This is a genomic window from Longispora sp. NPDC051575 (assembly GCF_040681875.1).
GTDB lineage: Bacteria > Actinomycetota > Actinomycetes > Mycobacteriales > Micromonosporaceae > Longispora.
The window spans coordinates 226,055-239,905 of record NZ_JBFAZP010000009.1 but is presented as its reverse complement, the minus strand read 5'-3'; the positions used below and the strand labels follow the sequence as shown (position 1 = coordinate 239,905).

The 13,851-nt window shown below is 69.4% G+C and carries 7 protein-coding genes and 3 pseudogenes; 7 read left to right on the top strand and 3 right to left on the bottom strand.

Annotated elements, in window-relative coordinates; translation table 11 throughout:
* Nucleotides 1-72 precede the first annotated feature (72 nt).
* From AB0M43_RS28065 to AB0M43_RS28055, 3 genes and pseudogenes are all read left to right on the top strand, one after another.
* Nucleotides 73-3,897: a LamG-like jellyroll fold domain-containing protein gene (locus AB0M43_RS28065; RefSeq protein WP_363728771.1), complete on the top strand. Its 3,825-nt coding sequence runs from the start codon at nucleotides 73-75 to the stop codon at nucleotides 3,895-3,897.
* A 44-nt stretch (nucleotides 3,898-3,941) separates the two neighbouring features.
* Nucleotides 3,942-4,052 (top strand): annotated as a pseudogene (locus AB0M43_RS28060) (IS5/IS1182 family transposase); the annotation flags it as partial.
* A gap of 201 nt (nucleotides 4,053-4,253) precedes the next feature.
* Nucleotides 4,254-4,376: pseudogene (locus AB0M43_RS28055) on the top strand (transposase); the annotation flags it as partial.
* Nucleotides 4,377-4,391: 15 nt separating this feature from the next.
* On the opposite strand, the gene AB0M43_RS28050 reads toward AB0M43_RS28055, so the two are convergent.
* On the bottom strand, nucleotides 4,392-5,084 hold the full coding sequence (locus AB0M43_RS28050; protein WP_363728770.1) for an NUDIX domain-containing protein: 693 nt from the start codon (nucleotides 5,082-5,084) through the stop codon (nucleotides 4,392-4,394).
* Between the two features lie 99 nt (nucleotides 5,085-5,183).
* Between AB0M43_RS28050 and AB0M43_RS28045 the strand changes: the two genes are divergently transcribed.
* The 4 genes and pseudogenes from AB0M43_RS28045 to AB0M43_RS28030 form a co-directional block, all read left to right on the top strand.
* Nucleotides 5,184-6,734 (top strand): hypothetical protein, encoded by a 1,551-nt coding sequence (locus AB0M43_RS28045; protein WP_363728769.1) that lies wholly within the window; start codon nucleotides 5,184-5,186, stop codon nucleotides 6,732-6,734.
* A complete protein-coding gene (locus tag AB0M43_RS28040) occupies nucleotides 6,731-7,636 on the top strand; it encodes a 5'-methylthioadenosine/S-adenosylhomocysteine nucleosidase (RefSeq protein ID WP_363728768.1) in 906 nt (301 codons plus the stop codon). Before AB0M43_RS28045 ends, AB0M43_RS28040 begins: the two co-directional genes overlap by 4 nt.
* Nucleotides 7,633-8,445 (top strand): hypothetical protein, encoded by an 813-nt coding sequence (locus AB0M43_RS28035; RefSeq protein WP_363728767.1) that lies wholly within the window; start codon nucleotides 7,633-7,635, stop codon nucleotides 8,443-8,445. The genes AB0M43_RS28040 and AB0M43_RS28035 overlap by 4 nt, the downstream gene beginning before the upstream one ends.
* A gap of 68 nt (nucleotides 8,446-8,513) precedes the next feature.
* Nucleotides 8,514-8,685, top strand: a pseudogene (locus AB0M43_RS28030) (IS5/IS1182 family transposase); the annotation flags it as partial.
* Between the two features lie 73 nt (nucleotides 8,686-8,758).
* On the opposite strand, the gene AB0M43_RS28025 reads toward AB0M43_RS28030, so the two are convergent.
* On the bottom strand, nucleotides 8,759-10,768 hold the full coding sequence (locus tag AB0M43_RS28025; protein ID WP_363728766.1) for a hypothetical protein: 2,010 nt from the start codon (nucleotides 10,766-10,768) through the stop codon (nucleotides 8,759-8,761).
* Nucleotides 10,769-10,889: 121 nt separating this feature from the next.
* Nucleotides 10,890-13,682 carry a TIM-barrel domain-containing protein gene (locus tag AB0M43_RS28020; RefSeq protein WP_363728765.1) on the bottom strand — a complete coding sequence of 931 codons (2,793 nt, stop codon included), beginning with the start codon at nucleotides 13,680-13,682 and terminating at the stop codon, nucleotides 10,890-10,892.
* Between the last annotated feature and the right edge of the window lie 169 nt (nucleotides 13,683-13,851).

Here is a 13,851-nt window from a genome sequence, read left to right as displayed (position 1 = left end):
CCCCGCACCGGGCCGGGACCGCCATCCCACGGCGGCCCCGGCCCGGGTACCCCCTGATCAAAAGGAATGTCCATGGCACCTCTCAGACGCCTGACGACCGGCGGGGCCGTCGCGGCCCTGCTCGTCGCGGGCCTCAGCCCCCTCACCCTCGCCGCCGCCCCGGCGGCGGCCGCCCCACCCGCCTGCGCCGACACCCAGCCCGACGCCGCCAAAGCCGCGACCATGGCCCGGGACTGCCGGAAGCGGGTCGAGATCCTCCCGCTGCGCACCGGGACCGCCCAGACCTTCGCCAGGCCCGAAGGTGGCTACACCACCGAGGGGTCGGTCGCCCCGCGCTGGTCGCACCGCCCCGACGGCTCGTGGTCGCCGATCGACACCACCCTCGTCGCCACCGGCGGCACGGTCGCCCCGAAGGCGTCGGCCCTGCCGGTCACGTTCTCCGGCGGCGGCACCGGACCGCTGGCCACCCTGCGCGACGGGGACCGGGAACTGGCCGTCTCCTGGCCCGGCGGCGCCCTGCCCGCGCCGACCCTGTCGGGGGACTCCGCCACGTACCCCGAGGTGCTGCCCGGCGTCGACCTGACCGTGACCGCCACCGCGCTCGGCTTCTCCGAGGTACTCGTCGTCAAGAACCGCCAGGCGGCGGCCGACCCGGCGCTGCGGGAGGTCACCTTCGGGCTGGCCACCAAGGGGGTGACGACCCGCGCCGCCGAGGGCGGGCTCGTCGCCGTGGACGACAAGGGCGCGCCCGTGTTCACCTCGCCGACCCCGGTGATGTGGGACTCGGCGGACAAGGCCACCCCCGCCGCGAAGGGCCTCAAGGCACCGGCCCAGTCGACCCGGGAGCCGAAGAAGGCGACCATGCCCGTCAGGGCCGGCAACGGCACCCTGACGGTCACGCCCGACAAGGCCATGGTCGACGCCGCCGACACCGTGTACCCGCTGTTCATCGACCCCTCCTGGGGCGGTGGCCTGCGGAACAACAACTGGGCCAACGTGTTCAGCAAGTTCCCCGACTCCACCGGCCTGACCCTCACCGGCGACGGCAAGGTCTGGGGCAACGCCGGCTCCGGGAAGGTCTGCGACTTCGACAACAACGGCAACTGCCTGAGCTCGACGTACCAGGTCCGTTCGCTGTTCCAGATGGACACCGGACCCATCCGGGGCCACCACGTCACCAAGGCGTCGTTCCACATCACCCAGCGGCACGCGTGGACCTGCGCCCCGAAGTCCAACGCGAAGCTGTGGCGGACCGAGAACGTGGCCAACCCGGAGAACTACTCCACCACCACCTGGCGGGCCACCAACGACAAGGACAAGTTCCGCTGGCACGAGTCGACCACGGCTCCCGGCAACCACCGCGCGGACTCCAACTACGGCTGCGACGGCGCCGGCAACGTCGAGTTCGACGTGACCGGGTGGACGCGCGCGGTCGCCGACAGCGGCGCCTGGTACCTCGGCGTGGGCCTGCGGGCCGAGAACGAGGGCGACGTCAACCAGTGGAAGCGGTTCGACGCCGGCTCCGCCCGGCTGGCCGTGGACTACAACGACCCGCCGACCCTGCCGGACTGGCTCCAGGTGGACGGGCGCAACTGCGCGACCGGCGAGGACCGGCCCGTCGTCCCGACCCGCACCCCGACCCTGTCGGCCCGGCCCTGGGACCCCGACGGCGACACCCAGCAGGTGTGGCTCGCGGCCGTGAAGTGGACCGGCACGGCGTACGACGAGAGCACGGGCGTCGCCGGCTACCAGGACTCGGTGGCCAACGGCACCCGCGGCCACTGGACCACTCCCGCGCTGGTGGAGAACGGGATCTACGGCTTCCGGGCCCAGACCAACGACTACGGCAAGGGCGGCGTCGGACCGGTCACCAACACGAACGACTGCCAGTTCCAGGTCGACACCGTCGCGCCGACCATGCCGAAGGTGACCTCCGCGGAGTACCCGGAGAGTTGTTCGCTCTGCGGGGGGATCGGCCGCAACGGGAGCTTCACGTTCAAGAGCTCGCCCGACGTCAGGTATTTCAAGTGGGGCTTCGGCACCTCCCTCACCCGCGAGGCGCCGGCGGCCCACAAGGGCGACCCGGTGACGGTGTCCTGGACGCCCGGCGAGGGCTCGCTCCTCCAGCAGACCCTCAACGTGCAGGCCGTCGACCACGCCGGACTGCTCAGCCCGGTCCGGAAGTACCAGTTCACCCTCAACCCGGGGCAGCCCGCCAAGGCGCAGTGGCTGCTGGACGACGCGGCCGGCACGAAGTCGCTCACCAACGCCCAGAACCCGGGCGTCCTCGACGCGACCCTCAACGCCGGCACCCTCGGCACCCCCGGCCGGGTCCGCGACGGCGACACCGCGCTGACCCTGAACGGCACCGCCGCCCACTACGCGAGCGCCCCCGCCGTCGTGGACACCAGCCGCAGCTTCTCCGTGGCGGCCTGGGTCCGGGTGGACGACACCACCGGCTTCCGGACGTTCGTGTCCCAGTGCGGGACGGCCCGGTGCGCCTACTACCTGCAGTACATGGCGAACACGGACCGGTGGGCGTTCGCGATGCCGTCGGAGGACAAGGCCAACCCGGCCGGGTACTCCATCGCCCAGTCCGCCCAGGCCCCGCGCAAGGGCATCTGGACCCACCTCACCGGCGTGTACGACGCGTCGGCCGCCAAGGTCCGGCTCTACGTCAACGGCCAGCTCGACGGCGAGCAGGGCTCGCACCCGGGCTGGAAGGCGACCGGCCCGACGTACCTCGGCAAGGCCATGAACGCCGACCTCGTCAAGGGCGGCCTGGCCGACGTGCGGATCTGGGACCGGGTGATCAGCCCGAACGAGGCCGCCGTCGCCGCCGACCCGCTGCTCACCGGCACCGTGGGCGAGTGGCGGTTCGAGGAGAAGTCCGGCGACCTGGCCTTCGACTCGACCAACTACAGCCGGCACCTGCGGCTCACCGCCACCCAGGGCGCGACGTGGGGCCCCGGGCACAGCAGCAACGGTGGCCTGCACCTCGACGGCACCGGGCACGCGGCGGCGGACGGCCCGGTCCTCAACACCGACCAGTCCTTCTCCGTCTCCGCCTGGGTCCGGCTCCAGGCCATGCCCACCTGGAACTCCGTCGTGCTCAGCCAGGAGGGTACGAAGAACAGCGCGTTCGCCCTCCGCTACGCCAACCAGGGCGGCGGCAAGGGCAGCTGGGCGTTCACCTGCCTGACCACGGACGACAGCGCGACGAGCTTCTCCGACGCGCTCGGCCAGGCCCCGCTGACCAGCGCCGACCTGAACCGCTGGCAGCACCTCGTCGGCGTGTACGACGCCAGCCGCGCCGAACTGCGCCTCTACGTCGACGACGTGCTCCAGAACACCGCGCCCTGCAGGGTGTGGAACGCCGGCGGCCGGTTCACGGTCGGCCGGGGCAAGTGGAACGGCGCCGACGCCGACCGGTGGACGGGCGACATCGACGAGGTCAAGGTGCTCGCCGGCGTCGTCGTCCCGGCGAAGGTGATCGCCGTCGAGGGTCCGCGCACCGGCAACCTGACCTGGAACGGCACCACCAACTGCGCCGGCGTCCCGAACGGGAACACCACCGACCCGCGCGGCGTGATCACCTGGGGCTGCATCACGGCCGACGACTCCCAGGCGTTCACGTACGACCCGGAGACCAGGACGCTCAGGGCGCTCGGCAAGTGCCTCGACGTCCGCCAGGGGGTGGCGCAGAACGGCACGGCGATCCAGATGGCCGCGTGCAACGATTCCGCGGCGCAGACCTGGACGTTCGACCCGGCCACGCAGGCCTTCTCGGCGCTGGGGCTGTGCCTGGACGTGCCGGGCGGCAAGTCGGACTGGAATCTGACGTTGCAGCTGTACACGTGCAACGGCAGCCCGGCCCAGAGGTGGCACCTGGGCTAGACCGTGTCCTGCCGATCTCGTAGTTGGTTCGGCAGGATGTGTCGGTGGTTCGTCGTGGTGAGTTGACGGATGAGGCCTGGGCGGTGATCCGGCCGTTGTCACCGGTTCCGGCTTCGGGTCGGGGTCGGTGGCGGGATCACCGTCAGGTCGTCAACTCCGATCTTGTGGAAGCTTCGGACCGAGACGACATCCGGGTCGCGCAAAACGCCCCGGCGTCGTGATCGCCGACAAGGCCTACGCCCACAACCCCACGCGGGCCGCGTTACGGGTCCGCCGGATCCGGCTCGCGATCCACGAACGCTCAGACACCGTCCGGATCCGCGAGGCCAAAGGGCCGGCCGGTGGCCGGCCTCGACGTCGGCGACGCGAGCGCGTTCCCCAGCTCCGCGCACCTGGCCACCTACGCCGGCCTCGCTCCGGTCACCCGCCACTCCGGTTCGTCCAGCCCCGGCGAGAACCCGTCTCGCCGGGGCAACAAGCCGCGGAAGTCCTAGCTATGGTTCGGAGTGACGCAGCATCGGCGGATTGAGCCGGGTGGCGCTGCCGCGGTGGTACAGCATGGCGGGACGGCCCACCACGGCCGCGCGTTTGTTGCCCGAGGGGACGACGAAATCCTCCGTGGCGATCACCTTGCGGTGGAAGTTGCGCGGATCGATGGGGCGTCCCCATACCACCTCGTAGACCCGGCGCAGGTCGGTGACGCTGAACTCGGATGGGCAGAACGAGGTGGCGACGGTGGTGTACTCCAGTCGGACTCGGGCCGCCTCAAGGGCGTCGGCGAGGATCTGGTCGTGATCGAACGCCAGGCCGTGCGCCTGCGTCACGGGTACCCACGATGCGTCGCTGGCATCCGTACCGGCCAGGGGTGCCGGCAGGTCGGGCACGATGGCCAGGTAGGCCACGGTGAAGATCCGGCCGCGTGGGTCACGGTCGGGTTCGCCGTACGCTCCGAGTTGCTGCAGGTGGAAATCGTGGCCGTTGAGGCCGGTTTCCTCGTGCAGTTCGCGTTCGGCGGCCGCGTGCAGGTTCTCGGTGTCTCGGACGAAGCCGCCGGGGAGCGCCGGTTTGCCGTGGAAGGGCGGGTTTCCCCGCTCGATGAGCAGGACGTGTAGCTGATCGGCGCGGATCGTGAAGACGACCAGGTCGACGGCGACGACCAGATGAGCCGGTGGCATAAAGCCGATCATGACACAACATCCGACTTCTCGTTCAATTGACGAGAACCTTGGGTGTCGGTAGCCTCAGCGAGGTTCTCGTCCTTCTGACGTATATTCCATGGAGACACCATGCCCGCTCCGCCCGCTCAGCCAGTCAGCTCAGCGACCCGGCATCTGTCCGCCGCCGCATACCTGGACCAGGGATTCCGCCGGGTCGCGTTGGCCGAGATCTACCACGGCGAGCAGCGGTTCGTCGCTCCCTCCTACGGATTCGACCTGCCCACCGTGCTGGCGCACTGCCTCACCGCGCAGCGGATCACCGCCGCGCAGGACGGCTGCCTGCTCGCCGGGCTGCTGCTGTTCGCCCTGATCGACTGGGACAACCTGCTGCGCACCCTGTTCGTTGTCGGCTTCGGGTTGATCGTCATGTTCGTCGGGCTCCTGGTCGAGAAGCCCCTGGCCAAGATGCTCGTCGTGGTCCTCGGGTACACGTCCCTTCTGATTATCGTCATCAATACAATTTTCCCCCTGCCGCTGTTGGGGGCCGGGTCGCAGCAGTCGCACGGCGGAGTGCTCGTGATGCTCCTCATTCTCTTCGGGGTGGTGGTCGGAACCGAGTTCCGCATGCGTGCGCAGCTGGATCGGCTGGCTCCAGGGGCTGCCGTCGTCCAACACACCGACCAGCGGCTGCGGAAACTGGCCGCTGTCGATCACGGAAATCTGACTGTGTACGCCGGATACCGGCCATTCATCGGCTCCGGCTTCGAGATCGGCACCTGGTCGTTCGCGCAACGCCTGATGCGCGCCGGAGACCCGTTGACGCAACGGGAGCAGGACCGCGAGTTCGACACCGCGCCGTTCACCACGCTGGAGCTGAAGGAGTACGTCACCAAAAACCTGTTCGACCTGGCCTTCACCGGGCCGCCGGAACTGCGCCTGCCGGGGCTGGACGTGACCGACCGCGTGTTCGTGGCCTGCTCGGAGATCACCAACCGGAGTCAGGTGCACAGCTCGGAGGTGAAAATCAATGCCTCTCCCAGCCGGCCGCCCGTGCTCTCGCCCGCAGCCCTGGAACGTGTCATCGCCAACCCGACCGGCCCGGCACGGCACTATCTGAGCTGCCAGGTCGTGTCCTGGGACGGCGAGGTGGTGACCACCGTCTACGTCCATTTCGCGGTTCAGGGACGCACCCTGTATCTGGAACTCTCGGCGTGGGCACTGCCCCCGTGCGCGCCGGCCTACCGCTCCATCGACGACGCCGAGCAGGCAGTTGTGCTGGGCGGTGCGATGACCGTGTTCAAGGCACTGGCGGGTGCGCCGATGGTGTTGCTCAAGGCTCCGATCAACCTGGCCCGGCTGGCCATGGCCGATCGGCAGGGTGGTGCCGCCCGCTCCAACTACGGTGCCCGGATCAGCCTTCGTGAGCTGGGGGACGCCGGCCGGCTGCGTGCCTATCAGCAGGAACACGACGTGGAGAAGTACTCGCGGATCATCGAACGCCGCGTGTTGGCGGCGGTCTACGACTTTCTCGAGGACAAGGACATCGACGTCAGCGAGTACACCCAGCGTGCCATGACCATCCTCAACAACGGTGTGATCAACACGGGCGGCACGACCACGCTGCACTCGACCGCTGTTGGTAGCCAGGCAACCACCATCAACCGGGGAGGCGGGAAATGACCACCAACAACTACGGCATCCAGAACACCGGACCCGGCATCCTGCGCGTCGTCGAGTCCGCCGTCGGGCAGAGCGCCGTCATCCACAACTATCGGCCGTTCGCCGAATCGGCGACCGATCTGAGCCGGTCGGGGGACGGGTCGATCGGGATCCTGACCATCCTCAGCGAGGAGATGCGGGCGGTGCTGTCGGTGTTGCGCACCGGCTCCGGCTATCGGCAGCAGTCCAACGCCGACGGCACCGTGTTCCACGAGGCGTGGCTCGGCTCGGTGCGGCTGGTTGCCACCCAGACCCTGGACCGGGGACAGCGCTCGGCGACCCTGGCCTGTCAGCGCCTCCTGGACCATTGCTCACCTCGCCTACTGGTCATGGTGGGTATCGCCGGCGGCATCCACGACGACGTCGCCCTCGGTGACGTGGTCGTCGCGGAGCAGCTCATCTACTACGACGCCCGCAAGGAGAGGTCCGACGGCACCCGACGCCGGGGGCAGGCCCACCCGATCAGCGATCGGACGGCTCGGGCACTGAACCGCTTCTTCACCGCCGCAGGGGAACCCGCCCGGCTGCCCACGGCCGACGGCGGCACCTTCGCGGTGATGCGCGGACCGGTGGGTTCGGGCGAGGCCGTCGTCGCCGACCACGCCCACGAGATTCGATCCTTCCTGTCCGCCTTCAACGACAAGACGCTGGCGGTCGAGACCGAGGGCGGCGGCCTGGCTCAGGCATTCCACGAGGTCGCCAGCTCGCGACCGGAGCTGGCCGGCTGGCTGAGCGTTCGAGGCATCAGCGATCATGCTGACAAGGCTAAGGACGACAGCGCACACCACCTGGCCGCCCAGCATGCCGCTGAGACCCTCCTGATGATGGTGCCGTACCTGGTCGAGATCGAGGAGGCGGCATGAGCGCGGTTGACGGATTTCTCGTCCACATCGATCGCGGACTGTCCACCGGGTACCCCGGTCCGGCCAGCACTGAGGCCGCCGTCCTGCTCGGTCGGCTGCTGGAGGTCGAGGCCGGAGGCGAGGCAGACGCGATACGACGGATGCTGCAGACGTCGTATGGTCTCCGATTCCTCGAAACAGCACTGCGTGAGGCCACCGCTCGACAGCCGGAGCTGGAGCCGGAACTGCTCCGGTTGTCCGAGCGGATGCGGGCGGAGGCGGCCGAGCCGCAGGTTCCACCGAAGCCCGACGCGGTGGCGGTACCCGACCGCCGTCGGGCGTCTCTTCTGCTGGTACTCGCCGTGCTGCTCGGTGTGGTTCTGGGCTTCGGCGGCAGCAAGCTGGTGGCGTACCTCCCCGGTGGCTCATCGCTGTCCGACGTGGCGACCGGCACCTGGGACTGTCTGGATGAGAGCGGCGACGCCAACCGCGTACCTCGCCGATATACCGCGGTGGTGGCCGAAAAGTACTGGTTCCTGCTGCGGGAACGGTCCAGTCTCGACGGCTTCCGTTCCCCGGAGATGACCGCGTTCGAGTCGGGTACCTGGCAGATCGTCGAGGGCAGGCTTGAGCTCCGCTGGAGCTACAACTCCGTGCTGAAGGTCGACGGCGTCTCCGACGGGGGTGACCTGTCCGGGTCGCACCGCAGCAGTTTCGGGGTCGGAAACGACGATCGCTTTGAGGTCAGCAAGGTCGAGGTGGATTTCGATGGCGACAAGGTGACGGTCAAGCTTCCAGGTGTGCGGCTCACCTGCGCCAAGCAGGCCTGATCGGGTGCCGGGTATCTCGGTTTCGGGGTCCCCGGCACCCGCCGGCTCTTGGTGCCATCGGTGACGTCGGTGGCCGATCCCCGGACTTCGACTGCGAGGTCTACAAGCAACGCAACATCGTCGAACGCTGCTTCAACCGGTTGAAACACTGGCGCGACCTGGCCACCGGACACGCCAAACGCGCCGCTATCCAACACGCCTGCCCTGACCATCGCAGCCGCCATGATCTGGCTCCCATGACCGGCAGGACACGCCCTGGACCTCACGGAACGAAGATGCCCGGCCGCCCACCGGCGGCCGGGCATCTTCCAGGTCAGCCGGTGTGGTACCCCACCACGTCGGCGATCACGTGCACGGTCCCGAGGCTGGTGTTGTGGAACGTGATCTTCCCGTTGACGACGGGTACGACCACGAGGTTCGGCACCACCTGGCCCCGTACCCAGTTGAGGTTCGACGCGTTGGGCCGGATCCTCCCGTCCGGGTAGACGGTGAGGAACCCCTCGCGGGTCGGCTCGGTGACCGTCACGTTCATGGTGACCGCCGTGACGCCGCCGGCCGCGACCACGCTGCCGACCACCAGGGTCAGGCTGCCGCCGGGCGCGACCGGAGCGCCCCGGTCGCGGGTGTCGAGGGCACGGTAGGGGCCGAAGGGCTGGAAGGTGCTCGCGACGCCGGTGGTGTGGTACCCGACGACGTCGGCCACGAGGTGCACGGTGCCGGGGCTGGTGTTGTGGAAGTTCACCTTGCCGTTCACGACGGGTACGACGACGAGGTTGGGGACGACCTGTCCGCGTACCCAGTTGAGGCTTGAGGCGTTCGGTTTGGACTTCCCGTCCGGGTAGACGGTGAGGAAGCCCTCGCGGGTCGGCTCGGTGACGGTCACGTTCATGGTGACGGCGGTGACCCCGTCGACCGGTACGCCGTTGCGGCCGGCGACCGGCAGGGTCAGGGTGCCGCCGGGTGCGACCGGTGTGCCGGAGTCGCGGGTGTCCAGGGCACGGACCGGCCCGATCGGCGTGAAGCTGCTGCCCGCGCCCGTGGTGTGGTAGCCGACCAGGTCCGCCACGAGGTGCACGGTGCCGGGGCTGGTGTTGTGGAAGTTCACCTTGCCGTTCACGACGGGTACGACGACGAGGTTGGGCACCACCTGGCCCCGTACCCAGTTGAGGTTCGACGCGTTGGGCCGGATCTTCCCGTCGGGGTGCACGGTGAGGAAGCCCTCGCGGGTGGGTTCGGTGACCGTCACGTTCATCGTGACCGAAGTGACCCCGGTGGCCGGGACCCCGGTGCGGCCGGCGACTGGAAGGGTCACGGTGCCGCCGGGTGCGACCGGGGTGCCGGAGTCGCGGGTGTCGAGCACCCGGACGGGGCCGACCGGAACGTACCGGTCACCGGGTCGGGCCGGCGGGGGAGTGACGACGATGTCCGCGGTGGAGTCGGGCCCCGGGGTCGGGTCGGTGAACCCCATGTCCTCGGACTCGCCGGCGGAGTCGATCAACTGTGCGGTCACGCGGCCGGTGCCCACCGTGGTGGAGGTGATCCTGAGCTGCCAGGTCTCGGTCATCGTGGCGCCCGGCACCAGAATGCCCGAGCCGACGCAGCGGTACTCGACCTTCGGGATCGCCGGCGGATCACACCGGGCCGCGGCGGCCCCCGTCCACTCGGTGCCGCCCGGGGCGGTCAGCGTCAGGCTCGCCCGGAAGCCGGGCAGCTCGTCGGGACCGACGTTCGTCACCGTCCAGGGCACGTCCACGACGTCGCCGATCTGGCCGGTGACCGGTCCGTGCACGGCGGCGGTGAGGTGGGCCTTGTGCCGCATGGCCGCTCTCACCCCCCGCCGGGCCGAGGCGTCCATCCCCTCCGGCGCGAACGTGACCCAGATCAGCGACGCGCGGGCCGCCGGATCGGCGCTGAGCGGTGTGATCCGGAGCCGAGGGCTGAAGACGGCCTCGTCGTGCCCGTCGAGGTTCACGGTGTACGCGCACTTCTGCGTCCTGCCCGGCGTTCCACCCGGCGGGGTGTGGCACCGCGCGCCGTTGTCGTCCGCGAGGAACTGGAAGTGCGGCATCAGCTCCGGGTCCTCGAGCTCGAAGGTGAGGTGGAAGACGGCGACCCGCGAGGGGGTGTCGGTGATGCCCACCCGGACGCCGCCGAAGGTCAGTACCCCGTCCTCCGCGACCGTGGGGCCGCCCAGTTCGGCCCAGAACGTGCGGGCGGGCGGCGTCGGGTCGGCGTGGACCGGACCGGACAGGCCGACGGCCAGGGCGACGCAACCGACCACGGCCGCGATCCGCCGAAATAACCGGAATTTCCTGACGGACAAAGGGATCCCCCGTATATGCGCGCGGTGCTGAGACCCCCGGAGAGTAGAGGAACCCCCCTGGTCGCACAACGGAGTAGGAGCGCCCCGGCGTGACGGTCCTCCGCCACGCCGGGGCCCCCGCTTACCGGAGCTCGGCCCGGTCCCGCCGGCCGACCATCGCCACCGGCGGCGGCGCGGACGTCGCGTTCAGTTCGGCCACCGACGTCCACGGCCCCCGGTTGCCGGCCTCCGTGATCGCCCGCAACCTGATGTACCGCCCGGTCTTCGCCGCGAACGTCACCGTCTTCTCGGTGGCGCTGTCCGCGAACGTCCCGCTGGCCACCGCCGTGCCCCAGCTCGTCGACGAGGTGGACACGTACACCTCGTAGGATCCGATCCGGCCGTTCACGCCGCCGTCCTGCCGGGGCAGGATCTTGAGCGAGTCGACCGGGTACGACGCCCCCAGGTCGATCTGGATCTCGTGCGGGAGCGTGCCGCCCGACCACTTGGTGTGCCAGATCGTCGAGGAGCTCCCGTCGATGGCGTTGGTGGCGGCGTTGTCGTCCGAGGCGGTCTCCTGGCTGTCGGCGTACAGCACCGACCAGCCGGTCTTCGGAATGGGCTGCGACCCGGTCGGCGGCACGGTCGAGCCCGGGAGGGTGGCCCCGGTCATCGTCACCGCGAACGCGCCCGACTGGGAGCCGACCTTGGTCCAGAGCACCTTGCCGTCGAAGAACCAGCCCGTGGCGGCGCTGTCGTAGGCGGCCTTCGAGGCCTGCTGGGTCAGCGTGGTGCCGCCCAGGGTGACGGAGCTGGGGGCTCCGGCGAGGTGGGTGGTGAACTCGTACCCACGGGAGGAGGGCTTGCCGGTGTAGGAGCCGACCGACGCGCCCACGTTGACGGTGATGTTGCCGGTGCCCGAGTTGGGCGCGGTCATCGTGACGGCCTGGGTGGCCGAGGAGCCGGTCTTGTAGGCCCGGGTGATCCCGTCGTCCTCGTAGAGGGTGAAGTTCGAGTTCCCGCGCGGGTACAGGTCGTAGGTGAGGGTCGAGACGGCCTTCTCGCCCGTGTAGTTCATCTGCGGCCACATCGGCACGATCGCGCCGCCCTTGACGAACAGCGGCAGGGTGTCCAGCGGCGCGTTGTACCCGTTGAGCGTCGTCGGTCCCTGGTAGACGGTCCCGGTCCAGTAGTCGGTCCAGGTGCCGGCCGGCAGGTAGATCCCGTCCCGGGTCGACGTGTTGGTGACCACGGGCGCGACCAGGAACGAGTCCCCGGACAGGAACTGCCCCGACGTCTGGTTGCCCCGCGCGACCGGGTCGTTCGGGTAGTCGAGCACCATGGCGCGCACGGCCGGCGTACCGGTCGCGGTCGCGTTGGCGCTCATCGTGTACATGTACGGCATCAGCCGCATCTTGAGCTGCAGGTACTTGCGGTTGATGCTCAGCGTCGGCTCGGCCCACCGCCAGGGCTGCTTGTCGTTGTACCCGGAGGACGGGTTCGTCGGCCCCCACCCGGACATGGTCATCAGCGCGGGCGTGAAGGCCTTCCACTGCAGGTCCCGGGCGTACGTGGCCGCCGAGCCCTCGAAGATGCCGTCGACGTCGCCGGACGCGTAGTTCAGCCCGGACAGCCCGGCGCCGGCGATGGCGGGCACGTGCCAGCGCATGTTCGCCCAGTTGCCCTCGGTGTCGCCGGTCCACACCACGGCGTTGCGCTGGGTACCGGCCCAGCCGTCCACCGTCCAGACGAACCGGCGCGCGTCGGAGTTGCTCTCGATCCCGTTGACGGCCTGGTTCACGCCGTTGAACGCGGTCTTGTACCCGCCGCCGATCCACGCCACGTCCGTCTTCACGGCGCGCGAGCCGGCCGCGATCTCGCCGGGCATCCCGTTGAGGCCGGTGGAGGTCCACAGCCCGGTCTTGAAGCCCTTGGCTGCGAGGCCCGAGATGGACTGCGACAGGTTGGTGTAGCCGCAGCCGTACCCGTCGTTCGGCAGGAACCAGCCCGAGGGCATGTTCTTGTTCCGCGCGTCGGTGGCGTAGGCGACGACGTCCGGGGTGGTCTGGTGCCCGACCCGGTTGTGGTCGCCCTGGTAGTCGGGGTTCGACGCGTTGAAGCAGTCGGCGTTGCCCATCTCGAAGCCCCACATCGGGGCGAGGAACGGCTTGCCGGTCACGTCGGTGTAGGCGTTCAGGACGCCCTTGAGGTCACCGGGGCCGCTGCCGGCGAAGTAGTACGCGTCGAAGCGGCTCTCGTTGTGGGTGAAGCTGCTCGGGCCGGTGAACGCGTAGGAGCCCGGTGACCAGGTGTTGCGCACCACGCCGTACCCGTTGGTGGACATGTAGAACGGCGCGGGGGACGCGTTGTTGTTCTCGTTCCACGCATTATCGATCTTGATGGGTACCGTCTTCCCGCGCAGCGCCCAGTCGCCGAGCCGCAACCCGGTGCCGTAGTACTGCTCGTTCGCGCCCTGGCTGAGGGTCTGGGTGGTCTGCGACCCGGTCCAGTTCAGGGCCGCCGACTCCGCCCACAGCAGCGTGGTGTTGTCGGCCTTGTACGCCGCGAACGTCAGCGGCGACTTGTTGATCCTGAGGGAAACCGAACCGGTGGTCACCCGGTAGTAGGTGCCCGCGTCGGTGAACGCCGGAGCGGTGTACCCGAAGCTCGTCTTGATCGTGATGTCGGTCCCGGCCGGGTCGCTGTACGTCCCGGACGGCGCCAGCTCGACCCGGAAGATGTCCGCCCGCGCGAACGTCACCCGGGCCTTCGCCGAGCTGCTGGTGGTGATGTTGTACGTGTTCCCGGACTGGCTGAACCCGGTCACGTTGCCGGCGGTGGCCGCCTGCGCCGCGGAGATCGGCACCACGCTCAGAACGGTGCCCGCGAGGAGGGCGCCGAGGAGCAGACGGAGTCTGCGAGGGGGAGAGGTCATAACACATTGATGACGGTCATGCTGAATGTTGTCAATAGAACCCGCGAAACGAGCAATATTTTGCAGTGATTGTGCAAGAAGGGTGCGTGTTGCGTCAGGGTCTGCGCGGTCGGCGGGTGTGGCCACTGTGGAGATTCGATGGGGCGTGTCCTATTGGGGCCCGGGGCTG

Excerpts from the sequence above, each read along its gene's own strand:
- AB0M43_RS28050 (WP_363728770.1), bottom strand. The coding sequence starts at position 5,084 with ATGATCGGCTTTATGCCACCGGCTCATCTGGTCGTCGCCGTCGACCTG.
- AB0M43_RS28045 (WP_363728769.1), top strand. The coding sequence starts at position 5,184 with ATGCCCGCTCCGCCCGCTCAGCCAGTCAGCTCAGCGACCCGGCATCTG.
- AB0M43_RS28040 (WP_363728768.1), top strand. The coding sequence starts at position 6,731 with ATGACCACCAACAACTACGGCATCCAGAACACCGGACCCGGCATCCTG.
- AB0M43_RS28065 (WP_363728771.1), top strand. The coding sequence starts at position 73 with ATGGCACCTCTCAGACGCCTGACGACCGGCGGGGCCGTCGCGGCCCTG.
- AB0M43_RS28020 (WP_363728765.1), bottom strand. The coding sequence starts at position 13,682 with ATGACCTCTCCCCCTCGCAGACTCCGTCTGCTCCTCGGCGCCCTCCTC.
- AB0M43_RS28035 (WP_363728767.1), top strand. The coding sequence starts at position 7,633 with ATGAGCGCGGTTGACGGATTTCTCGTCCACATCGATCGCGGACTGTCC.